The organism is Ascidiimonas meishanensis (assembly GCF_037782385.1).
GTDB classification, from domain to species: domain Bacteria; phylum Bacteroidota; class Bacteroidia; order Flavobacteriales; family Flavobacteriaceae; genus Ascidiimonas; species Ascidiimonas meishanensis.
The window spans coordinates 223,621-248,912 of the sequence record NZ_JBBEXD010000001.1; the positions used below are offsets into that span (position 1 = coordinate 223,621).

The 25,292-nt window shown below is 33.5% G+C and carries 17 protein-coding genes; 6 read left to right on the plus strand and 11 right to left on the minus strand.

Going from position 1 to position 25,292, the window contains the following annotated elements; all coding sequences use genetic code 11:
- Window positions 1–5: 5 nt before the first annotated feature.
- On the minus strand, window positions 6–1,640 hold the full coding sequence (locus WBG07_RS00895; RefSeq protein WP_340198592.1) for a hypothetical protein: 1,635 nt from the start codon (window positions 1,638–1,640) through the stop codon (window positions 6–8).
- A 1,168-nt stretch (window positions 1,641–2,808) separates the two neighbouring features.
- On the opposite strand from WBG07_RS00895, the gene WBG07_RS00900 reads away from it, so the two are divergent.
- The 3 genes from WBG07_RS00900 (at window position 2,809) to WBG07_RS00910 (ending at window position 5,377) form a co-directional block, all read left to right on the plus strand.
- On the plus strand, window positions 2,809–3,246 hold the full coding sequence (locus WBG07_RS00900; RefSeq protein ID WP_340198593.1) for a hypothetical protein: 438 nt from the start codon (window positions 2,809–2,811) through the stop codon (window positions 3,244–3,246).
- A 312-nt stretch (window positions 3,247–3,558) separates the two neighbouring features.
- Complete coding sequence (locus tag WBG07_RS00905; protein WP_340198594.1) at window positions 3,559–4,797, plus strand: hypothetical protein; 1,239 nt, start codon at window positions 3,559–3,561, stop codon at window positions 4,795–4,797.
- On the plus strand, window positions 4,790–5,377 hold the full coding sequence (locus WBG07_RS00910) for a pseudouridine synthase (protein WP_340198595.1): 588 nt from the start codon (window positions 4,790–4,792) through the stop codon (window positions 5,375–5,377). Before WBG07_RS00905 ends, WBG07_RS00910 begins: the two co-directional genes overlap by 8 nt.
- Before the next feature lie 37 nt (window positions 5,378–5,414).
- On the opposite strand, the gene WBG07_RS00915 is transcribed toward WBG07_RS00910, so the two are convergent.
- The 4 genes from WBG07_RS00915 to WBG07_RS00930 all read right to left on the minus strand — a co-directional run bounded on the left by WBG07_RS00915 (window position 5,415) and on the right by WBG07_RS00930 (window position 10,065).
- Complete coding sequence (locus WBG07_RS00915) at window positions 5,415–6,707, minus strand: hypothetical protein (protein WP_340198596.1); 1,293 nt, start codon at window positions 6,705–6,707, stop codon at window positions 5,415–5,417.
- Between the two features lie 6 nt (window positions 6,708–6,713).
- Window positions 6,714–7,877, minus strand: a complete 1,164-nt coding sequence (locus tag WBG07_RS00920) for a hypothetical protein (RefSeq protein WP_340198597.1) — start codon at window positions 7,875–7,877, stop codon at window positions 6,714–6,716.
- Between the two features lie 27 nt (window positions 7,878–7,904).
- Window positions 7,905–8,102 carry a hypothetical protein gene (locus WBG07_RS00925; protein WP_340198598.1) on the minus strand — a complete coding sequence of 66 codons (198 nt, stop codon included), beginning with the start codon at window positions 8,100–8,102 and terminating at the stop codon, window positions 7,905–7,907.
- A 517-nt stretch (window positions 8,103–8,619) separates the two neighbouring features.
- The gene (locus WBG07_RS00930) at window positions 8,620–10,065 is read right to left on the minus strand and encodes a VHL beta domain-containing protein (protein WP_340198599.1); all 1,446 of its coding nucleotides are present in this window, start codon (window positions 10,063–10,065) and stop codon (window positions 8,620–8,622) included.
- 349 nt (window positions 10,066–10,414) lie between these two features.
- On the opposite strand from WBG07_RS00930, the gene WBG07_RS00935 reads away from it, so the two are divergent.
- Window positions 10,415–10,798, plus strand: a complete 384-nt coding sequence (locus WBG07_RS00935; RefSeq protein WP_340198600.1) for a BlaI/MecI/CopY family transcriptional regulator — start codon at window positions 10,415–10,417, stop codon at window positions 10,796–10,798.
- A complete protein-coding gene (locus WBG07_RS00940; RefSeq protein ID WP_340198601.1) occupies window positions 10,791–12,116 on the plus strand; it encodes a peptidoglycan DD-metalloendopeptidase family protein in 1,326 nt (441 codons plus the stop codon). The genes WBG07_RS00935 and WBG07_RS00940 overlap by 8 nt, the downstream gene beginning before the upstream one ends.
- Window positions 12,117–12,186: 70 nt before the next feature.
- On the opposite strand, the gene WBG07_RS00945 is transcribed toward WBG07_RS00940, so the two are convergent.
- Window positions 12,187–13,104, minus strand: a complete 918-nt coding sequence (locus WBG07_RS00945; RefSeq protein WP_340198602.1) for an EamA family transporter — start codon at window positions 13,102–13,104, stop codon at window positions 12,187–12,189.
- A 194-nt stretch (window positions 13,105–13,298) separates the two neighbouring features.
- Entirely contained in the window at window positions 13,299–13,808 is a 510-nt protein-coding gene (locus WBG07_RS00950) for a GNAT family N-acetyltransferase (protein ID WP_340198603.1), read from the minus strand.
- Between the two features lie 307 nt (window positions 13,809–14,115).
- On the opposite strand from WBG07_RS00950, the gene WBG07_RS00955 reads away from it, so the two are divergent.
- Window positions 14,116–14,268: a transposase gene (locus tag WBG07_RS00955; protein WP_413788808.1), complete on the plus strand. Its 153-nt coding sequence runs from the start codon at window positions 14,116–14,118 to the stop codon at window positions 14,266–14,268.
- A gap of 174 nt (window positions 14,269–14,442) precedes the next feature.
- Here the strand turns inward: WBG07_RS00955 and WBG07_RS00960 are convergent, their stop codons facing one another.
- The 4 genes from WBG07_RS00960 to WBG07_RS00975 form a co-directional block, all read right to left on the minus strand.
- Window positions 14,443–15,366, minus strand: coding sequence for a PorP/SprF family type IX secretion system membrane protein (locus WBG07_RS00960; RefSeq protein ID WP_340198604.1), 924 nt, complete (start codon window positions 15,364–15,366; stop codon window positions 14,443–14,445).
- A 10-nt stretch (window positions 15,367–15,376) separates the two neighbouring features.
- Window positions 15,377–21,883: a BspA family leucine-rich repeat surface protein gene (locus WBG07_RS00965; protein ID WP_340198605.1), complete on the minus strand. Its 6,507-nt coding sequence runs from the start codon at window positions 21,881–21,883 to the stop codon at window positions 15,377–15,379.
- Window positions 21,884–21,997: 114 nt separating this feature from the next.
- The gene (locus WBG07_RS00970) at window positions 21,998–23,635 is read right to left on the minus strand and encodes a tetratricopeptide repeat protein (RefSeq protein WP_340198606.1); all 1,638 of its coding nucleotides are present in this window, start codon (window positions 23,633–23,635) and stop codon (window positions 21,998–22,000) included.
- A 326-nt stretch (window positions 23,636–23,961) separates the two neighbouring features.
- Window positions 23,962–25,203: an NAD(P)/FAD-dependent oxidoreductase gene (locus WBG07_RS00975; RefSeq protein WP_340198607.1), complete on the minus strand. Its 1,242-nt coding sequence runs from the start codon at window positions 25,201–25,203 to the stop codon at window positions 23,962–23,964.
- Window positions 25,204–25,292 lie beyond the last annotated feature (89 nt).

Consider the following 25,292-nt stretch of genomic DNA (forward strand, 5'->3'; position numbering starts at 1 on the left):
TTTAGTTATTTTTTAAAACTTGCTTTTTGATTAAGTAACCAGCTAAAATCTGCTGATGTAGGCAACCCAAATACAGGTGTTTTCACTCCGTTCTGCTCTTTGTAACCAGTTGCTATAGCCGAAGAAAAGTGACAGGCAATACAGCTCTCTGTACCAAATATTATTTGCTGTGTGTTTTTGGTATCTGTACCCATTGGGAAGTTATTCATCTGAAAATAAGCGGGCTCATTAGCTAGATATACGTTATACCCATCTAAGGTATCTTTGTATTCAATTTTACCATCTCGGGTATATTGTTGAATAATTTTATCTGAACCTGCCGTAATGGAACCACCTTGAAAATAGGTCTCCATCACCATATTAGTTAAATAAGCTGGTGTTGGATTACCTCCTGATTTGTTAGTAACTGCTTGTGGTAAAGTATATGCGGTAGTATCTTTTAAAGTATATGGTGGTACCTCTGGTGCAGTTGGCCATTGGGTACCTATTTGTTGATAGTACTGTAATTTTGATCCTGCCGCTCTGAGTAAGTTTTGAACACTAGCATTCAATTCTTTAGTGGCACCAGAAATGGGTATGATACGCTGAATCTGTGTTTTAACTTTAGGATTATCTGCTGATACAACGGTATCCCCAAGTACATTGATAGGACATATTTCACAATCAGGATCATTATAAGAAGGGCGTAATGGTTTTCCATCTACTTCATCTAATAAATTCACTTCCAGATTGTCTACATGTTCAAAGGTAGTCCAAATCCATTGGGGAGAAGATTCCGTCTTAGAAGAGATATGCATTCCCACCATACCTACTTCTTTTCTTTCATAGGTTTTATCTTCATTAATAACATACCCATAGGTGGTAAAATATCGAGATTTAATATCGGTGTCTTCTAATATCTTCCATGCTAATTTTATTTCAATAGCACCTTCTTGAGTACGATTTCCTTCCGGGAATGTAACATTACTATTTTCTTTAGAAAATACAATCTGACCGTCATAATTGTAAAGTTCGTTTTTTACCACATAATCAAATTCAACCTCGTTCATACGTATTTCATAACGGGTTATATTTCCGTTTTGATCCCAGATGGGAGAGGTAAAAGCCTGATTCACTTCGTCTTCAATATCAGGATGTGCAAAGTCTACTATTTTATTTGATCTAAAAAGAATTTTTTCGCCCTTATATTCAATAGATTTTGGAAAATGATCTGGAGGAGTAAAAACACCCCAAGGGGCTGGTTTTTGACCATTTGGAAGAAAAACTTCGTAGCTTTCTTTCCATCCAAACCAAGTTGGATTCCCTGCATCTGATATAGCTGGCATAGGCTCCCCTTTATCGTTTGTTGGCCAATTTAGGGCTACAAACCATTGCCATGACAAGATTTCAAACAAGCGTTGTACCTGCACAAATTTACCTTGATTGGTAAGTTCTGCCTGTAGATTTCTATCTACATCCCAAGGCGTGTCTGGAGATAAAGGTGTAGGGAAATTTAAGTAGGGAGCCCTTGAAGAAGTAATTTCTTCAATAGTCACTTTTACAATATCTTCACTGGGTTTCTTTTTACATGAATTGAGTAAAACGCATAAGCATGCGAAGTAGATTAGTTGGTTCTTTAGTTGAATGAGTTTGGATTTCATAATTAAATATTTGGTTTGAAGTTTGAGTGAAATTTCATAAAATAGGATGCGCATCCATTGAATTATAAAATAACAGATGCTTAAGAAATCTACTTTCTTATTAACAGGATAGATTTTTAATCTATATTGATTTATTGAATCGATAATTAATGATTTAAAATAGGGATTACTGTCAAATAATATCAATGAAAGCAATACCTACATTCGTTTATTAAATCATTGGGGTAGTTTAATTACGTACGAATTTTAGGATAAAATAACAGGTCAAATCTATAAAAATTATAGCATCTCAACATCGTTTACAACTCTTTTTAATCCATTTTTGAGAATTTGAAAAAAAAGAGCATCAAACATTTTTAAATACCTATTTAGCAATCCTTAATTAGAGAAAAATGTAAACTAATATTTTATAATCTCGTTGTGTTGTGCATTAGGATGAAAGCTTTATACTTTTAAGTAAGTATAGTCCTAATTAAAAAAATGCAGGAAATTCGTTACAATTTATCCCTAATTTATCAGAGAATCTTATTCACCATCAAATTAGTAGTCTCTCTTTATCATTCGTAACTAATCCATTTTGTAATCAGATTTTTTTGATTAATTTAGAGAAAATAAATAACTTTTAAATACTTAAAAAATGAAGAAAAAAAATCTAAAATCGCTAAATTTAAATAAGAATTATATTTCAAATTTTGAAACTGAAGACATTAAAGGTGGTGCCATGTACTCAGGAGTCCAAACCTGTGGAGGTCAGACTTCTAGTTATCCTCCTAGTGTGAGTTGTCAGCTATAACAATTTTGAGATCAAATCTTAATTTAAGAGCTCCTGTTTTAAAAACAGGAGCTCTTGTCTTATATAATAATCTTTCTCTGTCTTTCTCTTTAATACTAGTTTACCAAGTATCTTTTCTAAAAAACGCTTTGGGTTCTGCAATCCAAATGGTTCTTGAAATTTTATCTCAAAAAATTTATGTGATAAGGATACTAAAATATTTAGTTGAAAATTATTTACATCGTATGAGACAAATCTATGATAATCGTTAAAACATACTTTAATAAGAAAAAACCACATTATTTTAAAGGTTTTTCCACATTGTAAATTCATATTTTATCCCTATTTTTAAGGAAGCATGCATGCCACAATTTTAACCATTTAAATCATTTTATTATGAAAAAATTAAAAATGTTGGTTGTACTTGCTATTGCTTTTGCTTCTTGTACAACAGATTCAAACCAAACACAGGAAGATCTTACACTTGATGCGACTACCAGAAATGCCATCTTATCTGAGTTAGAAACCCAGTTGACTATTGAAAAAGGAGTGCCTATTAAATACGACTCCTATGAGGTCATGCATATTGATGAAAATTATTATCTCCGAGCCAGAAGTGGAGCCTACGTAACTACTACCCTTTTGAAAGAAAATGCAGAAGGAATATTAGTAGGACTTGGCGTATCCTGTACATCAAGCTCTTGTGCTGGCAGTACTACCGAATGTTACCCTAAATGGGTAGATGGTGTGAGACCCACATGCACTCCTTGCACTGCTGGAACAAAAGACTGTAAAAGAACCATCACAAGCGGATCGGTAGCGATAGATCAATAATACATAGAAATTTGAGATATTGAATGAGGCTGTCTAAAAAGGCAGCTTCATTTTTGTTTAATTTTAAAATTCTAAAGCTAGAGGAAGAAAAGAAGTTTGTTCAGTTTATGAATGCTGCCGTTTTATTTCTTTTTTATGTATATTCCCAACACACATCATAACAATCCTTTCTTGATGCTAAAAAATACCTTTTGGAAACCGCAAAGATTTAACTCTGGACAGATTTCTATACCTTTATTCACGAAACATCTTTTTGTGATTCAATTAAACTTCTCATAGCCTTATCGGTTAATTAAACTATAAGAATTACTCATGAAGGACATCGTAGAATCCTGTAAAAAGAAAATATCTAGTATTATACTTCTTTCTTTGGCTATTATTTTAGTGTTGATTACCAATACGAAATCAAAAGCATATAGAAATACTTTTGAAGCCCTAGATAGACTTGTGAATATAGATTATGATTCATGGCGGAGTGACCTTCTTCTAAAATGGGAAAATGAAATGGAACCTTACCAAGATTCCATAAAACATAGCATGGATACTTTTATTATAGACAAAAAGATTTTGAAAGACTCCACATCTAATCCATTTTATCGGATTTCTTATTCCTACACGAAATCTAGAAGCAAAGGGTCTTATTTTACACCAGAGTTCTACTCATTGGAATCATTATTGAAAGAAGAGGGTGAACCATTTTATACTTTTGTGCCTGATTTAACATCTTTAGGTGATTTTTTAAATGCCAGCCATCAGAAGGCTGTTGGCATAAGTCAACTAAAAGAAAATAAAAATCTATTAATTCTTGAAGATGCTGTTATCAATTCTAATTTAAACAAAGGCGAGTTGTATACAACGCTTAATTATTATTTTTACAGAAACGGTTCTAAAATATACACTAAAAGTGATACCCTTAACTTCATGGGAATCAAAACTTCAGGAACATTTCCTTCCTATTTAGATTGGATCATTGATCAGTTCTCAAAGGGTTCTGAGACTGGAAGTTTTAAAAAAGGATTTGACCCCCTAAAAATAAAAGAAGATCAAAGCCTTGGTGATTATATCTTTGGTGACCATGAGCATTCCTATGAAATATGGATGGAAATTAAGGATCAGAAAATAGAAGAAGCATTTTCCGTTGTAAAATCAAACTATGAAAGGGAAAAGAAAACAATCTCCATCTTTGGTCAAGAATTAGATAATACCATCATTGCTCTGGTTGTACCTGTTATATTCTTATATTTATTTCTACTGCTTTTTGTTCATATTACCGATTTAAAGAAAGCGGTTTCTAAAAAGAAAAGCACCTATTATTATTGGGTATTAATGCATCCTAATTTGTTGGGAAAAGGCATCGCTTTTTGTGTCTTTTTTATTCCGATAATTATTGAGGGATGGTTATTAATTGAATACTTATCAATGCAAACATTACCCATTCAAATAATAATTATGGCTATTTATATTGGCACCACTGCATTGGCATTCTTAGGGTTTATAAAAACACCCTACATTCGAAAAAAATACCATAAACTCTTAAAGTCCCATGTCTAAAAAACATGTTCATTTTAAATTATATAAGCCTTATGGCATGATAAGCCAATTATTTTCTAATGATGCAAAACAGCGTCGAAAAAAACAATTTCTTAGCGCGCTATTTGACTTTCCAGAAGGTACCATGCCAATAGGGAGGTTGGACGAAAAATCTGAAGGTCTTTTGTTAATGACTACAGATGGAAAGTTAAGTGATCATATTAATCGTTCTGGTATTGAGAAAGAGTATTATGCCCAGTTAGATGGCATTATTACTCAACAAGCTATTGATATATTACAGAAAGGAATTGAAATAGGCTTCTACGGCAAGCGATACATTACTAAACCTTGCTTTGTAGCTCTTATGGATGCTCCTTCCCTGCCTCCTCCTGATAAAAGGTTACGAATAGAAAGACACAGACCGGCTTCGTGGATACGCCTCACCATTACAGAAGGCAAATTTAAACAGGTTAGAAAGATGACCGCCGCAGTAGGTTTTCCTACCCTTAGATTGATACGAGTACGGATTGGAAATATTACTCTTGAAAACTTAGAACCGGGCAATTTTGAGCCTATCAATGCACTAACTACCCATAACTGAAATTCTAAGATCTTTTAAAATTGTTTAGATGAATTTTTTATGGCATCATAGCCATGGCACCAGTAACATCAATATCCAGTTTTTCTTTAGGGTCTGTGTTTTCTGCAGCTTGAACTAGTTTGCACATTCTTTCAAGGTCATCTTGAGTAATCAAACTTACATCAAAATCACAATCTGCATGATTCACTTCTTCTGTAAGTTTCCAAATATCAGGCATACGGGCATCGCGACAAATCAGGTAATATGCTTTCACAGGATGAATCTCAAAATATTGACCATGCTCTTCATCCATAATCCAGTCTCCGTAGGTAATTACAATATCACCTCCCTGCGTGGTGGTGGTACCTACAGGATCATCAAAGTTACCCTCTTCAATGTCTACCCCTATTTCATCTGCGTTGCCATCTTCCCAATCATTCACCAGCCAAGAAATCAAAAAGGCTAGTAATGCTACTATTACAGAAACCGCAGCACCTATCCACCCACATAGAAAATCAAGTGCTCCAAGACTAATAACATCACAAGCAATACAAATACCTAATGCTACTATTAATCCCGCTAAAGCAGAGCCGTAGATATTGTTTAAGAGTATCATTAATCTGTTTCCTTCTACTTCTGTATGCAAGTAGGGAACAATGGTAGTATTTGCAGAACCTCCATTGTCATATCTAAATTGCGGATTTGGATCTTCATCTGTAATAAGGTCTGAATCTGAATTATCAAAAGCAGGTTGTCCCATTATGGCTTCATCCCTTCTGTAGAGGTGTCTTTGAAAACCTTTGTTTGGTTGAGACATCATCTTTTCATCCACTAGCCTTATATAGAATTTATTCTTAGTAATGGTGTCCATTCCATTGAGATACCCTACCAGAATCTGACGGTTTTGAAGATCTATTAAATCGGGTACATTAGAAAGTTCTCCTCTCATTTCATCTAAAAGTTCTGCAATAAGAGCTTCCGTTTCTTTAGGCGTAAATGGAGCTAGATGTAAGTTTATTTTACGATCTCCATCAGTCGCAGCAGTAGGATTATGGGTGACTGTACCCAGAGCGCATCTATCTTTCACAATACACATTAGCCTGTGATTATTATACCAGTCTTTGAATTGAATAAACCAATAGGTAAGGACTCCTATAAATGCAGCTATACCGCCACACCCCCAAGCAAATCCACTAGCAAAAACAGCCATTATTCCGCCTAGAATAATACCAAAACCTGCTCCTGTTAAAAGGCTCAATCCTACTTGCGCAAAAATATTACCCACGGTAACATATGGGTACGAGTCTCCTGGACTAGCACAACTTGTAAAATGTTTTAAATTTCTCGGCATCTTTTTTTATTTTACATTGATTAAAAGTGTAACTCCTCCCGCAATCTTGCCGGAAGGTGCAATTGCGATTACGTTAATTGGCATTTGATCTCCAGGTACCGCATTTATGGGTACTTTCACTTGAAGCTCTACATCTTTACCTTCTTTTCCTTGCAAAAACATGGTTTGCGTATTGGTAGCTGTATTTAATCCATTGATAGCAAGTTTCCATTCATCAGGAAGAGGAGCATTACCTCTTCTGTGGTTTTCCTTAAATTCATCCCATCCTTTGTATTGATAATGGGTGTATTTAGGCATATAATTATCTCGTGTTTTAATACTTCGTTTTTTTTCGTCTACCGTTAATAAATAGTTCCGAAGGTTTTGAAAAATTGGTTTTCTTCCAAGCGGTATTTTTTTGGTTTCAAGCCTAAGACGTACCCCTTTACCATCTATTTTATAAGCATCGGCCATTAATTGAAATGTGCGCTCTCTATCTTCAACATTCATTAAAAAGGCTGTTGTTTCAACGGTTTCTCCAGGAGCTGCTGAGAATACATTTGTATTTTCCTGACCTAGATTATTATTAGGGTTTATATCGTCTTGGTGAAAGCATTCTACTTGAATGCAATAATGTGCTGAATTCACATTTGGTGTATGCCATTTAAATTCTGCAATAGCTGAAGACCAGGGAGCAATATCTAAAAATACCATCTTTTCAGTCCCGTTGGGATTTAATTCTATAGGAATCTTATCTGGACTATTAAAACTCCATGGCCTATAATAGCACCTCACGGCAGTTGCTAAAGAAGGATCAAAGGCCGAATTGGAGATTTTAGCTCTTAGCAAATAATCAGTATTTGCATTTAAATTTGAAGAATCTGCCAATGTTCCATTGGTTTCATATATTTCAATATCTGGATTATTCCATGTCACAGAAAGGCCTTGATTCATTCTATAAAACTGACTGTATATACAAGGATTTGGCTTTCTAGTAACATGTGGCGGTATTTTATGGCAAACTTCTGGTTTCTTTTCGTGAGGTTTTTTCCTGCGTTTACGTCGTTTAAACAACCAATAAAGAATATATAATAACAACAAAAGAATCAAAAGCAGAATTCTAATGATTGCTGCTAAGATTTCCTGAGGCATCTGGACTAAACTTGCTAAAAAACGTCTTATAGTATTCATTATTATGATTTTTTTAGACCTATTATTTTAATCTCTAATGAGATAAGACTTCAGTTTGTAAATAAAATAACCCAATACAAAAAAGGTAGAAAGAAAGGCTATACACTCCAATGTAAAACTTCCAAATTTGTAAAAGGATTCTGAAATGAGTAAAGAAATTCCGATAGAGGGAATAATTTCAGTTATCGTATCTTTCATGGTGAGGTGTTGAATAATCTTATACATAATGTTATTATATTTTAAAGTGAGAGAACAGTGTTAATCAAATATAATAACCATTAAATCAAATATATAGGAGGTTTTTACCCATTTTAAGAGGGGGTTTTTACCCATTTGTTGCGATATATGTTTAATCCATGAAATATAAATTCATCTTTTTCTAATGCATGGTGCTGCTTCATATTCCACTAAACTTTTTAACTTTATTTTATGTAGGTTTATTCTTAATAATTATTAAGTTTGATAAACTAAAAAACATGAAATGAAATGAAAAGAAAAAAGATCACAAACCTCGTTTTGAACAAAAAAAGAATTGCAAATTTTAGCTTAAAGAATCAGATAATTGGAGCAGGTAGTAGAGTTCCCTGTCCTGAACCCGATACAGAAGGAACTTGTGCTCCTACTGCTGATACAATTTGTCAATCAATATTTCCGCTTTGTTAAGCACTTTACATACTGAATATATTGAATCCGCCAAAGTTATTTAACTCTGGCGGATTTTTTAACTGTATCATTCTTGTATTTATCTTATGTTAACTGCCTGACTTTTATAGTTATTTGCTGCATAATTTAGCAACACACTACCTCCCTGTCTAATTCTCCATTTATGGGTATTGTAGGTAGATTGTGTATAAGACCTTCCTGAAGGTAAATCATAGTATTTTACCTCTACTCCCTGAAAGTTAATCCAATAAATTTGAACAGCAGCACCAGTAGAATTCGTAAAGGTTACTTTCACGCTGCCGTCTACCGATTGATCGCTAGAAGTAATGTTGGTACTTCCATTTGAAGAAATTACACCTAAATTAGTTTTTGAAGTACCTTCCCAGGATTCATAAATATAAGCAGAAACTCCCATGCTGTTATGTGCGACCTCTAATTCTACGCGGTAGGTACCTCCTAAAACAAATTTGAAACGCACCATATTAGAAGTTATCAATTCAACACCTTCATAAACAGGCGGGTACGAATATTCATGCTTGGTATACGCCGCACTAAGATCATTATTGTTTCGATAAATGGTTAATTGAAATTTACGCCCCTTATGGTTATAGTTATAAATACCTGGTAAATTTGAAAGCACATAATTACTCATTTGAGGACTTCTTACGCAGCTACTGCTAAGCATTTTAAGCCTTTGTATGCGGTCTCTGGCAAGGTCAGCTATAGTTGGGTTTACTTTTTTGTTCGGATAAATAACCGTATAAGTCCATTTGTTGGGTATCAGGTCTTTAGAACTTAGATAAGGCTCTAACTTAGAAATTACACCAGTGATACTATTACATTCTGCTGTAGTTAAACTTTGTTTTCTGGGAGCAGTCAAATAAATATTTTGAACTGTATTGTATCGTTGCTGTGAAAAATAATTACCCGAATTAACACAATTTTTAAAGCGGCTTTGAACCCTTGCTACACGGTCTTCTGCCAAATCCCCTATAGTAGGATTCGTAACCCTTCTTTTAAAACTTACAGAATAGGCTTTGTCTGCTGGTACACGTTCTGTATAGTTTTTGTAAGCACTTAAATCATTAATAAGAGTATTCACCCTGTTGCAATCACTTGAAGAAATATTGTAATAGCGCCCATACATATTTTGCACCTTATTATAGAGTTCTACAGATCTTGGGCTGCCTGCTGTAGTAAGACAACTTTTAAATCTACTCTCTAATCTGGCAATGCGATCTTTGGCAAGATCGCCTATAGTTGGATTGTTTACTTTGTTAGGAAAATTGACAGAATATGCTTTATTAGCAGGAACTGCCTGACGATATCCTTTATAACCGGCTAGTTTTGCTATGTAACTTTTTGCTTGAGAACAGTTACTACTATTTGTGGAAGTACCTGAAATATAAATATTTTGTACCTGATTATACAGTTGTGCAGAGGATTGTGCATAAATACTCTGAGACCCAAAATAAAGGTAAAAACAACTTACTAATACGATACATTTAAGTAATATTCTATTCATAATGAAGTATTTAAAGGGGCTATTTAGTATTTCGCAAGTATAAATAGTACCCAGTTATTAAAGTTTCTGTTCGATTAATTAGGTCATAATTTGAATACAACGTTTTTACGGATGGTGTTAAATTTACATTATTAATTCTTTATTTGAATCAAATTTATATCATAATCAATAAATGAGTAGAGATCAACAAAGCCTATTCATTCGTGGTATCAAAAGGTAAATAGAACTAAAAATATCCTTATTACTACTATATTTATAGTTTTATTACTATAATTATAGTTATACTGCTATAATTATCCTATATTTGTTTTCTCAAAAGGTTTTTAGCTATTTAAAACAGATCGTATACATGAAGGATTTAACAAAAGCGGAAGCACAAATTATGCAATATTTATGGCGCTTAAAAAGTGCTTTTTTAAAAGATATTGTAGAACAATATCCCAATCCCAAACCAGCTTACACTACGATATCCACTGTTATTAGAGTATTAGTAAAGAAAAAGTTTATTGATTACAATACATATGGTAAAACACATGAGTATTATCCGCTTGTTTCCAAAGACACTTATTTCAAAGACCGATTAAAAGGGATGATACAAAATTTCTTTAACGGCTCTATTAGTAATTTTGCACACTTCTTTACAGAAAATGAAGAAATGAATCTGATGGAGTTAGAAAAGATGAAGCAATTTATAGAAGCAAAAATTGAAACTTTAAAAGAAGAAAATGAGTAATTCTGTTATTTATTTGCTAGAAACTGCTATCGTTTTCTCAATTCTATATCTTTTGTATAAGTATGTCTTGCAAACACTTACATTTCATACTGCAAATAGAACTTTTCTTCTTCTTTTAATTCCAGTTTCTCTTTTATTACCCCTATTTGATAGCTTTATTCCTGAATTTTACACAAATAACTATAGTCTTCCTATTTTTTACCAATGGATTCCTTCCCAAAAATTGGAGACTACTTCTTTGAATATTAAAGCTGAGAATATTAGTATAGATTTTGAATTTCTTGGATGGATGCTCTATTTGATAATATCTGCCTATTTCTTAATGAGAATTGCATTAATTCATTTACACCTTTATAAACTTCAAAAAAAAGGAACGGTACTACAGACAAATGGAACTACCTTTATTTCAACAGACGTTTCTACCGTTTTCTCCTACTTAAAGTGGATCTTTATACCAGCCAATACTGATAAACTTCCAGACACTTTAGTTATTCAACATGAAAGGATTCATATAAGACTTATGCATAGTTTAGACCTTATTCTAGCTGAGGTGTATTTTGCTTTTTTCTGGTGGAATCCATTAGTATATTTCTACAAGACATCACTAAAGTCTGTTCATGAGTTTCAGGCAGACTCCTTAGTTTTAAGCCTCAAGAATGAAAAATCTTATTACCTGAAATTGCTATTAGAAAATATAGGGCTTGAACGTCCTAATAATTTATTTCATCAATTTAATCATTTAATCATCAAAAAACGAATAGACATGATCATGAAAACCAAATCATCAAAAAAATCAGTAATCCGTTATTTTTTAATCGTTCCTTTAGTTGCATTGCTTTTAATGGCATTTACTAAGCCATTAAGCAGCTATGAAGTTACATCCTCTTCTCAAATTGACTGGACATTAAAAGCTACACCTCCCAGCCTATTCCCTTTAAAAAATAGGTTGAAGAAGCACATTACAAATTCCTTTGGGAAAGAATTTAAACATCCAATTACCAAAAAGAAGGTTGTACATGGAGGTATTGATATTAAAGCTCCAATGGGTACTCCAATTGTAGCAACAGCAGATGGAAAAATCACCTTTTCCTCCTTTAAAAAAGATTGGGGAAACCTTATAATAATTAACCACTCTGATGGTTATGAGACCTGGTACGCTCACATGCAGGGTTTTGAAGTAGCTAAAGGAGCCAGCGTAGAAAAAGGAGCTATTATTGGTTACGTAGGTTCAACCGGGCAATCTACAGGACCACATTTACATTATGAAGTACGACGGAATGGAAAAAGACTCAATCCAGAAGATTATTATAAAAAATAAGTTCATGAAGTGTTATAGTTAAAAGCATCTGCGAAATTACAGATGCTTTTAATTTTGATTTTTGTCTTATTTATTTACTGATTATCTTACTTCTAGAAAGCTTTTTACGGGTGTTAATGAAATACACTCCCGTGAGTAATATTACCGCAGCAATAATAGATTGTTTAGTTATTTCTTCATTAAGAAAATACCAGCCTAATAACAATGCTATGATGGGGTTTACATAGGTATTTGTAGCAACTTTTTCTGGGGAAACATATTTTAATAGATAGTTAAACGAGGTGAAAGCAACAATACTCCCAAAAATTATTAATAATAACATAGACCATCTTACAGGGTCACTCCATTGTTCAGGATAGGTCCACTGTTCTCCTAATAAAACACTAGAAATGAAAAGCATAATTCCTCCCATTAGCATTTGATAGCCGGTATTAACAAAATAATTTGTTGGCATCTCTGCTTTTCCCACAAACAGACTGCCATATGCCCAGCTAATCATACAGGCAAAGATCATCAACATACCAATAATACTTCCTTCCCTACTAATTACTTGCTTTTGGCTTACTAATAAATAAATTCCAATGATTCCCAGTATCACTCCAACCAAAGACATTAGTTGAATTTTTTTTCCTTGTAGTATTCTCATAAGCAGTAGTACTACTAAAGGTTGTGCAGATATTTCAAGGGCTGCGAAGCCACTGTCTACATACTTAAGTGCCCAAACTACTACTCCATTACCGAAAGTTAAAAAAAGGAATCCTGCAATTATGGTATTCTTTAATTGCTTCTTCGTGATCGCTATCTTAACGCCTATTAGCTTGCAAATGATAAAGATTAAAAGTCCAGCAGTAATAAAACGAATAGAAGCCAACATAAAAGGTGGAAGTTCCTTTACTGCTATTTTATTCAATAAATACGTAGATCCCCAAATAACATAAATGGAGAAAAATGCTAGCACAATAAGGAAGGTATTTTTAGAGGCACTCATGTGAATTTCTTCAGTTTAAAATCGCACACAATAGTAAGCATAAGTTTTGATATGTATTTAGTCATACCTCTTAATTAATTGTTCGGCTTGTCTGATGAAAGAACTACTGTTACTAGTAAGCATTGTATTGATGTGAGTAATTTTGTTGCATAGTTATAGAATTATTTAGTTGAAATTTGATTATTTTTAATTAATCACCGTCTTCTACCTTTCTTTTTTCGATTCTTATTTGGTTTATTTGCGGATTCTTTGGATTCGTTGGATTCTTCGGATTCTGCAAATTCTGAAGATGGTCTTCTTGTCATTTGAGCACTAGGAGGATTAGGTTGTATAAATCCTTGCCCTTTCCAATATTCAATAGCTTCTTGGTTACCCGGTACTAAATCAATTGGTTTTCTTGGGTTTTGTTTTCTGCTAAGCTCTAATACCCATTCTGTCATGGCTTTTCCAGCACCCTTTTCTACACTAACAACATCGTCAATATAATAATTTTCAGGCTCCATAAGACCTAATGTACAAATTCCTAACCCTACAACCAGATCATCTTTTTCAACAATTAAAAAATGTTCATTTTCTGCTTCAAACTGTATCCTATCTTTAATATCTAATAAGACCTTACGGTGGGCATCGGTTACATTTTTATGTTTGTCAATGCTTTCTATCATTTCACTAAATTCTTCCTTATTTACTTCTCTTGCTTTCATATTTACTTTTTAAATTTAAATCTTTTATTTAGCTGTGATAAACTTTAGTAAGTTCAAAACAATAAAAGAGAGAAAAATAGCTATTATTCCAATTTAAAATATCATAACAAATTGGAGAAGACTTAAGAGCTTTGAAATAATTCCTTTTCATAATTAAATTAGTTTTCAATATAAGCATAATGTTTTTATACTTGAAAACGACTACAACATGCTGCATTCAATTGACAAAAAAGGGTTAAATAGTAACCTATAATTAAAGGTCTTGTTGTTTATTCTTATCTTCTATAAGATATCCTAAAACTGTTTAATGACAATTTTCGATATGACTCTTTGGAGAAAATGTTCTGTTATTAAAACAGTAAATGATAAACTTAAGAATATTAGTCAGGCAAAATATTCAGGACATAGAAGTTTTGGTAATTTCCTTAACAATTATCATAACTGGATTAATTGCATATAATTTCCTCTTTGAGAAACAACCAAATCTATTTATTCTGATGATCGAACTAAGAGTCTTAATTAAAATCAGATTCCCTTGAAACAAAATTGGAAAGCTACAAAAGCTTCTCTCTTTTCCTGGTTCAAATAGGATTTCTCTAGTTCTCAAGTCTAATAAACGTTTCAATTTATACCCTTAATTATAACCTTCTCCAAACCTAAGGCTTAGTACTAGGCCATGTGTATTGCCTATAGGAGAATTAGCCGTTACTATATTGTATTGATAGATAAGTCTGCATAATTTGAATACATACAAGCCTGCTAAAATATTAAAAGAGGAATTTGATCTGTAGCCTGCACCAAATTCAAATTGATTTTTAAAACTTACCGACATATTAAAATCAGCTAAGAGCGGTGCGCCTTTTTCGTGCTTCACAAATACACTAGGTTTCAACATCAAATTTTGAAAACGATTATTATAAAACCGGAAACCTACATAGCCATAAAAAGGGAACTGAAGTGATAAGGCATCATCGTTTGAAACCAAACTTGTTCCTATAAGATTGGGCGAAGAAATGCCTACGTAAAATAGTGAATGATTAAATAGAATCCCAGCTCCAATAGTAGGTATCGTAGAATTAATATTTTCACTAAACTGTATGTCATCCATAATATTAAGATCCAATAAATTATTCTGATATTGTTGTAATCCTGCTCTAATACCAAATGATAAAGTACCGGGTTGGTAATTTTGCCAGTATGGACGATTACTTTTGAAATCAAAAAATATTTTATAGGAATAAGCTATAAATGCATCAGTAGTTGTTGTTACACCAATTTCGTCTCTAATAATTGCAGCTCCTAGCCCCATTTTCCCCTTATTTACAGGGGAATTAAAACTTAAACTAAAATTTCTCGGAGCGCCATCAATGGAGCTAAATCCTGTATTAGCTATCGTTGCTTCTGTGGTTGAAAGCATTCCTGTAAAGCCTGAATTGATAATAAATGGATTGTAATTATACTCAGGAAAAGAAGCTGTTTGCTGGCAGAATAAAATACTGTATGTTAAAAATAGTATTAATAAAAAACCTAATTTCATACGGTTATACTGTGTTCTCATTTTCATAATTTTAACGCTTTATAACAACGTACCCTTTTGTTTTTCTCAAGTTGTGATTACCTTCAATCTGAATATCAAAAAAGTAAGTTCCAGATGGTAATCGGCCTGCGCCCATGTTCGTTTTTTGGTTTGCATCACCTCTAAATACTCTAGAACCGTTGTCATAGCCTTTCACTTTAAAAACCATATCTCCCCAACGATTATATATGGTCACCACATTGTTTGGAAAGTTCTCAATACCTTTTATTTCCCAAAAATCATTGATACCATTATTATCAGGAGAAAATCCATATTTGGTTTCATCTGCTAATGTAAATTCAATAGTAAAACTTTCTTCTACGCATCCTGTGGCAGCTCCTACTCCATTGTATGGAATGATGGTGACAAAGATTTCTGTGTCTTCTGGTAAATCTATAGGGATATTATAGCTGGTAATATTACCCACATCCAGATTATCCACAATATCATTTCCTCCAGAGGTGGTGCCAACGGTTAAGCGATAACCATCTACATTACTAATGGCGTTCCATGTCAAGTCTGTGCTAATTGACACATCAATAGCTCCGTCTAATGGGGTGGTTAATACGGTACAGCTAGGTACAGTTAAAATAGTTTCTGTGGTAAAACTTTCTTCTACGCATCCTGTGGCAGCTCCTACTCCATTGTATGGGATAATGGTGACAAAGATTTCTGTGTCTTCTGGTAAATCTATAGGGATATCATAGCTGGTAACAATACCCACATCCAAATTATCCACAATATCATTTCCTCCAGAGGTGGTGCCAACGGTTAACCTATAACCATCTGCGTTACTAATGGCGTTCCATGTCAAGTCTGTGCTAATTGACACATCAATAGCTCCGTCTAATGGGGTGGTTAATACGGTACAGCTAGGTACAGTTAAAATAGTTTCTGTGGTAAAACTTTCTTCTACGCATCCTGTGGCAGCTCCTACTCCATTGTATGGGATAATGGTGACAAAGATTTCTGTGTCTTCTGGTAAATCTATAGGGATATCATAGCTGGTAACAATACCCACATCCAAATTATCCACAATATCATTTCCTCCAGAGGTGGTGCCAACGGTTAACCTATAACCATCTGCATTACTAATGGCGTTCCATGTCAAGTCTGTGCTAATTGAAACATCAATAGCTCCATCTAATGGGGTGGTTAATTCGGTACAGCTAGGTACAGTTAAAATGGTTTCTGTGGTAAAACTTTCTTCTGTACAAGTGGTCGCATTTCCAAAAGTATTATATGGGATAATGGTGACAAAGATTTCTGTGTTTTCAGGTAAATTAGCTGCTAAATTGTAGGTTATTACATTGCCTACATCCAAATTATCTAAAATATCATTTCCTCCAGAGGTGGTGCCAATGGTTAACCTATAACCATCTGCATTAGGGGCTGCGGTCCAGCTTACATCTGTATCAATTGCAATATTGCTTGCACCATTAATTGGAGTTGTTAAGTTAGTGCATGGCGGTGGGTCATTTAGCGTGGATGCTCCTGTTCTAAAACTTTCTTCTAGACAACTTGTAGCATCTCCAATATCATTATAGGGTATAATAGTAACATAGTGTGTTCTGTTTTCCTGAAGATCAACGGGAAAATTGTAGGTGGTAACATTACCAACATCAATGTTATTAGCAACTTCAATACCACCTTGAGTAATGCCAACAATTACTAAATAACCAGTAGCACCATCAACTGCATCCCAACTCAAATCAGTATCAATAAGAACATTGGTAGCACCATTTATCGGATTATTAATATTGGTACAAAGGGGCGGTACCGGAATCAATTCTGTTGTAAAACTTTCCTCAGTACATCCCAAAGCACTTCCTTCTTCATTATAAGGAATTATTGTGACAAAAATTTCAGTGCTCTCTGGTAACTCTGTTGGCAGATCATAAGTTGTTATATTTCCAACATCAAGATTATCTATAATATCATTTCCACCAGTAGTTGTTCCCACGGTGATTCTATAACCATCTGCATTTGCTATAGGATTCCAAACTAAATCAGTAGCTACACGTACATCAACCTCATTTGCAACCGGTGTAGAAAGTTCTGTACAATCGGGTACATTAGCTGGATCATTAGATATAGTGAAACTTTCTTCTATACAGGGGCCAGTAGCATCTCCTTCATCATTAAACGGAATAATAGTTACAAAAACAGTCTCACCTCCAGTAAAATCAGTAGCAAACTCGTATGAAGAAGCGTTATTTATTACTTCATTAATAATGGTTCCACCGGGCTGAATTGTGATCGTAAGTCGATATCCTCTTGCAAACTGTGCTTCCTCCCAAATAAGGTTTGTATTTACGGGTACATCAGTAGCCCCGTTTAGAGGAGATATTAATTGAGTGCATTCCGGAACAGGACAATCTAAAACATCACCAGAAATTGTCCATTCATAAGTATCAATTATAGATTGTCTTTCCTCCAAGGCATCACAATAGGGCAAACCTAAAGCTCCTAAAGTGATCTCATTAGTAAGTGATTGTTCAGACCAAGCAATTAAGGTATTATCATAATTTTCCCTAATAATTGCAGTATTGTCTAGCATATTTTCCATATCAGACACGTTGCGAATATTCCAATCTCCTAAATATTGATTTAATGAAGATGCATTTAGAAACATAGAACGCATAGAAACTGAACCTAAATCCCATTGATCCATATTTTGATTATAGGCAGATGCATTTTGGAACATAAAATTCATGTTTTGAACACCAGTAACCCTCCAGCTATTTAAAGGTTGATTAAAAGAGATCGCTCCTTGAAACATACTTTGCATGGTAGTTACTCCTCTTACATTCCAACTATCTAAAGAACGATTGAAAGAGATAGCGTTTTGGAACATTCCGTTCATGGCTGTTACGGATGCTACATTCCAAGAAATCAGATCTTGGTTATATGATGATGCATCTCTAAACATTTCTTCCATGGTGGTTACAAAAGACACATTCCAATTCTCAATATTTTGATTAAATATGGTTGCTCCTCTAAACATTTCTTGCATGGTTAGTACTTCTCCAGTGCTCCAATTATTTAAAGACTGATTAAATGCTATTGCCTCTTTAAACATTGCTTCCATATTGGTAACTACTGAAACATCCCAATTATTTAAAGGTTGATTAAAGTCTTGAGCCGCTTCAAACATAGATTCCATTAATGTTACCGAACTAACATCCCAGACATCTATGGGTTGATTAAAAAGAATTGCATCTTCAAACATTGAACTCATATTAGCCACGGCACTTACATTCCAAGTATTTAGAGGCTGGTTGAAACTATCTGTACTTCTAAACATAGAAGACATATCTACTACAGAATTCACATCCCAACCGCTCATAGGTTGATTATATAAAATAGCAGAATTGAACATTAAACGCATGTTTGTCACATTAGTAACATTCCATGAATTAATATCTTGATTAAAGGCTAAAGCACTACTGAACATGGCAGCCATGTTAGTTACTTCAGATACATTCCAATTATTTAGTGGTTGATTGAATAGAGGTGCACCAGAAAACATAGAAGACATATTTTCCACAGAAGAAACATCCCAAGAATTGAGCGGTTGATTAAATATTAAAGCGGATTGAAACATACCTTTCATAGTGGTAACATTACTCACATTCCAACTATCAATATTTTGATTAAAACTGTTAGTGCTTCTAAACATCTCCTCCATATCAAGTACATTGCTTACATTCCAATTGTCTAATGATTGATTAAAAATTTGAGCCCTATTAAACATTTGGCGCATGTTCTCTACTGCAGAAACATTCCAGTTGTTAATAGGTTGATTGAAAGCATCTGCATCTTCAAACATTCTTGCCATATTGGTAACATTACTAGTATCCCAATTATTAATATTTTGATTAAACGCATCTGTCCTAAAAAACATCAAAGACATGCTTTCTACATTACTTACATCCCAATTATCTAAGGGTTGATTAAAAATGCTGGCTACTCCAAATAACGCAGTCATATTTGTAACATTACTAACATCCCAAGAGTTGATATTTCCGTTAAAATTTCTACAAACAATAAACATGCTACTCATATCCGTTACCGCTGAGAGGTTAGGTATATCAGTGGCATTATATTCCATGTTTTCACAACCGGCAAATGCGCTTTGCATGCTTTCCCAAGTCTGCGTACCCCACTGATCTATGGACAATAGTTTAAAAGAATCACTATTGAATTCTGCATGTCTGGGCGCAGGAAAAGCACCAATAATACTAATGGTATAGATTTCTGGAACTAAGTAAGTATGAGTAATTTCACCGTTCACATTATTATCATATTGACCGTCTCCCCAATCAATAGAATAATTATAAGACAACCCAGATATTGTTTGAATTCTTAACTGATTAATAGGTGTCGTCTGATTTGCTTCTTGAAGCCTTGTATCATACGTAAGTTTAAAAGCATTAGGACTATTAACCCAGCTCTCTACCACAGTAAAGCTAATTTCCGGGCAACCGGTTGCAGGTCCTTCATCATTGTATGGAACTACTGTTACGTAAACCGTATCTCCTGGTGTAAACTCATTGGTAAAGTCTAAACCTATTACATTACCAAAATCCTGATTGTCGTAAATAATCTGTGTAGTGCCTCCGTTTTCTCGTCTTATGCTTACTCGATACCCTGTTGCATTTGGTGCAGGTGCCCAACGTATATCAGAATTTGCTGGTACATTCGTATCACCATCAAATGGTGAGGTTACCTGCGTGCAAAATACAAAAGAACAATTAACAATATCACCCGTAATATTCCAGTTATGGTTATCAATTAAATCTTGCCTTGCGTCCCTCCCATCACAATAGTTGATGTTTGTAGCACCAAGATTTACATTATCCGTTACAGCTTGAGCCGCCCAGCCAATCAAAATATTATCATAATTTTCTTGAGATAATCCGCTATTAGACAACATGTTAGACATATTAGTTACCCCAGAAATATTCCATGCAGCCAAATTTTGATTAAATGAAGTTGCACTTAAAAACATAGTAATCATATTGGTAGCTGAAGTGGTATTCCAATTACTTATATCTTGATTAAATACTGCTTCCCTAAACATACTTTGAAAGTTAGTTGCGGCACTTACATCCCAATTATCTAACGGAAGATTAAACTGAGAGGCTCTAAAAAACATCAAGGATAGATTTGTTGAAGCTGAAACATCCCAAGTATTTAATGGTTGATTAAATGCATTAGTTTCTTGAAACATGCCGCTCATATTAGTAACATTACTCACATCCCAACCACTAAGGTTTTGATTAAAGACCAATGCACTATCAAACATCAGATTCATATCAGTAACATTACTTACATTCCAGTTATCTAGTGGTTGATTGAAACTTTGACAGTCTCTAAACATCTTACTCATACTAGTAACATTGCTAACGTCCCAAGTATTCAATGGTTGATTAAAAATCATAGGGATAAAAAAACCATCAAACATGCCACTCATATTAGTAACATTACTAACATCCCAATTAGCCAAAGGTTGATTAAATAGAGAGGCTCTAAGAAACATATCAGACATATTAATAACAGAAGAAACATTCCAGTTATTTATATTTTGATTAAACCTACTAAATTGAGAAAACATACCGCTCATATCGGTAACACTACTAACATCCCAATTATTCAAAGGTAAGTTGTATTGAGAGCCTTGAAACATGTCTGACATATCAACTACCGAAGAAACGTTCCAGTTATTTAAAGGTAAATTGAAATTGTTGGTATTACGAAACATACCACTCATATTGGTAACTAAGCTTACATCCCAATTATTGATATTTTGATTAAAATCGGAAGCATTAGAAAACATAGAACTCATGTTAGTAACAGAAGCCGTGTTCCAATTATCAAGTGGTTCATTAAAATCACGCGCCTCGCTAAAAGTTTCTGTCATATCAGTTACAGAAATTGTATTCCAGTTGTCTAATGGTCTATTGAATATTATTGCCCTGGCAAACATTCCAGATAAATCTGTTATGTTATTTACATCCCAATTATTTACTATCCCATTGAATGTGGCGCATAACCTAAACATATTACGAAGACTGGTAACTTGAGAGAGGTCTGGAGCATCAATAGCATCAAAATTTAAATTTTCACATCCATGAAACGCATTTTCCATACTCTGCCATTGTATGGTACCCCAATTAAGAATTTCTATGATTTTATTTCTATCTCCGGTATTGTTAAAGTAAATGGCTGGAAAACTTCCACTTATTTGAATGGTATAACTTCCAGCAACTGCATATGTATGCGTAATATCCGTATTTATTCCTGTATCCGTGTTTCCATCGCCCCAATCAATAGAATAATCATACGTGAATGCAGGATTTGTTGGAATTGTAATTTGATTAGCCGCTGAAGAACCAGTACTGGTATTGTTAGTATTCCAAATGGAAGAAAAGCTTTGAGAATAACTTTTAGAGAATAAAAAAAGTACTCCAAATAGCAGTAAATATCTGAACATAATTAAATTGTTTGGGGTTAAATTAATCAGGCTTGTATAGATATGGGCAATAATAAGCTTTTACAAACATTATTTTGTACCATTCAACCGAGTGGAACCTTTTTATAAGATATTTTAAATATTGGAGTCTATTTTTTTCCTGAATTCGGAAGGAGTCATGCCGGTGTAGTTCTTAAAAAGTCTATTGAATGATGTTTTACTTTTAAAGCCAGCGTCAAAAGCAATTGAAATTATTTTAGCGTCTTCGTAGTCTTTGTTTTTTATTAATTTTTGGGCCTCCATAATTCTATACGAATTTATAAAATTATAAAAATTCTGTTCCATGTTATAGTGTAGAACTTCAGAAAAATGATGACTACTTATATTTAGTTTAGCAGCTAGATCTGATTGTGTCATTTCAGGATCAAGAAACGGTTTTTCATTTTTCATGAAATCTAAGATGTCTTTCTCTAGTTCTAAACGTTTTTTAGCTGTTAATGATGAATTTTTATAAGGTTTAAGTTCACTTTTACTAGATTCATTCTTCTTTGCTGGGATAGATTTTGAAGATTCATCTATATATTCTTTAAAGTCATGTTGCAATGCTAGGTATTGGGTTTGTAGCTTGGATTTTTCAAGTGCCAACTTCTTTTTCCGACGGATGTAGATATAAAGTAAGGAGCCAAAAAACAATATAATACCGCCACCAAAAAGTGCGATTCTATTTTTCAAATTAGTTGCTTCTTCTAATTCTTCATTACTTTCTGTTATCTTCTTACTTTTTAAATCTATTTGTTTGGCTAAATCAGTATTAGAGGCAGCTTTCTTATCCTTATAAAAGATATCTCTAGCTGAGGCATATGCTTTTTGTTCTCTTAGAGATGCTTTAAAATCTTGATTTTGTTCGTATACCTTTGCAAGGAATTCGTGCGCATACATTTTAATTTCTAAAAGATTCTTTTCTTCTGCTAAGTTTAAACACATCTGTAAATATTCTAAAGATTTATCCAACTTATTTAAATGGAAATTTGCAATTCCTATGTTAAGTAATAGCCAAGCCCTTCTTTTCGTTGGCTTTTTAGCGATAGATAAATTTAAAGCAGCTTCGCCTACCTCTAAGGCTTTCTTATATTTTTTAAGGCTTATGTAGGCATTACACAGGTTAATACTGGAAGATGCAATAATACTTTCACTCTTTATATTCTCTCCAATTGCCTTAACCTGTTGTGAATAAGCAATTGTTTTTTCAAAATCTTCTAATTCTGCGTAATTATTAGCTAACCCTGTTAATGCCGCGGCCCTAATGTTATCTGAGTTTTCATGAAGATCAAGTAAAAAAAGTACTCTCTCCATGTATTCAATAGATTTTTCATAGGAGCCAATACTATTATATGTATTACCCATATTGACTAATACGATAATCTTAGATTTAAAATCTTCTGGAATTAATTCACATTTCTTTAGTGCCTCGTGGTATAATTCTATTGCTTCTAATCTTTCACTTCGGCTATTATGGTATACAGCTTGATTATTTAAAGCTAGAATATGCATTTTGGTTAGTCCGTATTCTTTAGAAACCTCTAACAAAGAATCACTGTACTTTTTGTGCAATACATATGCACCATCATCGTAGGATTCTTGTAATCGTTTTAAATAGTATGTTGCTTTTTCCTTAGAAGTTTCTAGGTCTATTTTTTGATCTGCTTGCGAATTGGTTTTTGTAGGCGTTATTAAAATTGAAAAGAAAATTATGAAAAGTAATAGTTTATTCATTTTCAAGGCGATACTTAAGATATTTATTTTTGGATTAACAAATTTAAATTATTTGATTTTAGTTTCTAGTATTCTAACAATAATTCTAAACTTCTAGCTTGATTTATACTAACTTCATCAGAAGCTTAACTAAGATTCAAAAAAAGTCCCAAAATTAATCTAGCAAAACAACTAATAGCATTGTTGCTAATTTCTATCATTGTAGGTATAAAGATTTTTTCTATTTACATAAAGCAAAAAATAGTATATCCTAAATTACATACACATAAGAACTGAAGAACCTCCAGATAGGATAATATTTCAAAAAGACCAAAAGGTATATTATATTACTTTAAGTATTTTATCACCGCTTCAGCAGCACGCTCACCAGAAATCATTGCGGCATTTAAAGAACCATTTAATAATTGGTCTCCAGCTCTAAATACACCTTTGCTAATACTAGTTGCTTCTGGTTTAATATCATAAGTCAGGTTTTTTAAATCTGGTAACGCCTTTTGTATAGGAAAATGAGAAATACAAGAAGTCACCTCTATCCCACAATATTTTTTTAACTCTTCAATTACTTGTTTCTGCAAATCTTCTGATGAAAGTTGATGCTCTTTTACAACGGTTACAGAAATTATGCCTTCTTCTTTCTTTTTGATATTTTGTACTACAGATGGATAATGAATATTATTAATGAGTGCATCAGCATCTGCTATAAGGCCAATGATGGATTTTTTAAGAATGGGCTTACCCGTTTTAAAATATAGATTATCACAACTTTTCCAATGTATTTTATGCTCGCTGTCCTCAGTAATAAGTCCAGAGTCTCCGCTAGCTATGATAACCGCATCGTATCCTATTCTTTTGGAATTTTCTAGAAAAATTTGATCTTCTTCAATTCGCTCGACTTTTGAGTTGTAATGAATTTCTGTTTTTTCTAATTTGTTTACTAATTGATTTGGTATGGCTCCAATACCATTTTGTGGAATCACAGCCAATCCTTCCCCAAACATTTTGTAAACAAACTCAAACATTCTGCTAGATGTTTCCAAAGTTGTTTCCAGAAATATTCCTGTAAAAAAAGGTTTAAAAAAATCGTGAATCATACGCTCGCTAAAACCTTTTTTTTGAAGATAAGATAAAGTGGTTTGTTCGCTATCTTGAAAAATAGCTTCCAATGATTTATTTTTAAGTGTAAAGTTAAGATTAAGCACTTTCCACTTATCACTTAAGTTTCCAATTCCGGAGAGTAATGTAGGCCATGCTAAAGATATATCTCTAATGGGGTCACCTATTATTTTTTTATTACCATTTAAAAAAATAGCTGCGCCTGGAACAAACTTTTTGAGTTCTAATGCTTCATAATCTAAATATTGTTTCGCTTTTGGATACGCTTCCAAAAGCACTTGAAATCCATGATCTAATGGAAAGCCATCTTTATATGTAGTTTTTACGCGCCCCCCCGGCCTATCTGTTACTTCAAATATTTTAGGGGAAAATCCGTTTTTCTCCAAAACCAGAGCAGCTATAAGGCCACTTATTCCTGCTCCTATTATACAAACCGACTGTTTTTTACTATTCATAATACAAACTGTTAAGTAAAAAGCAAAAATACACAATTCCAAAGAGCAGCTTTATCATATTACATAGGTATTTACAGTCGTTCAAATTT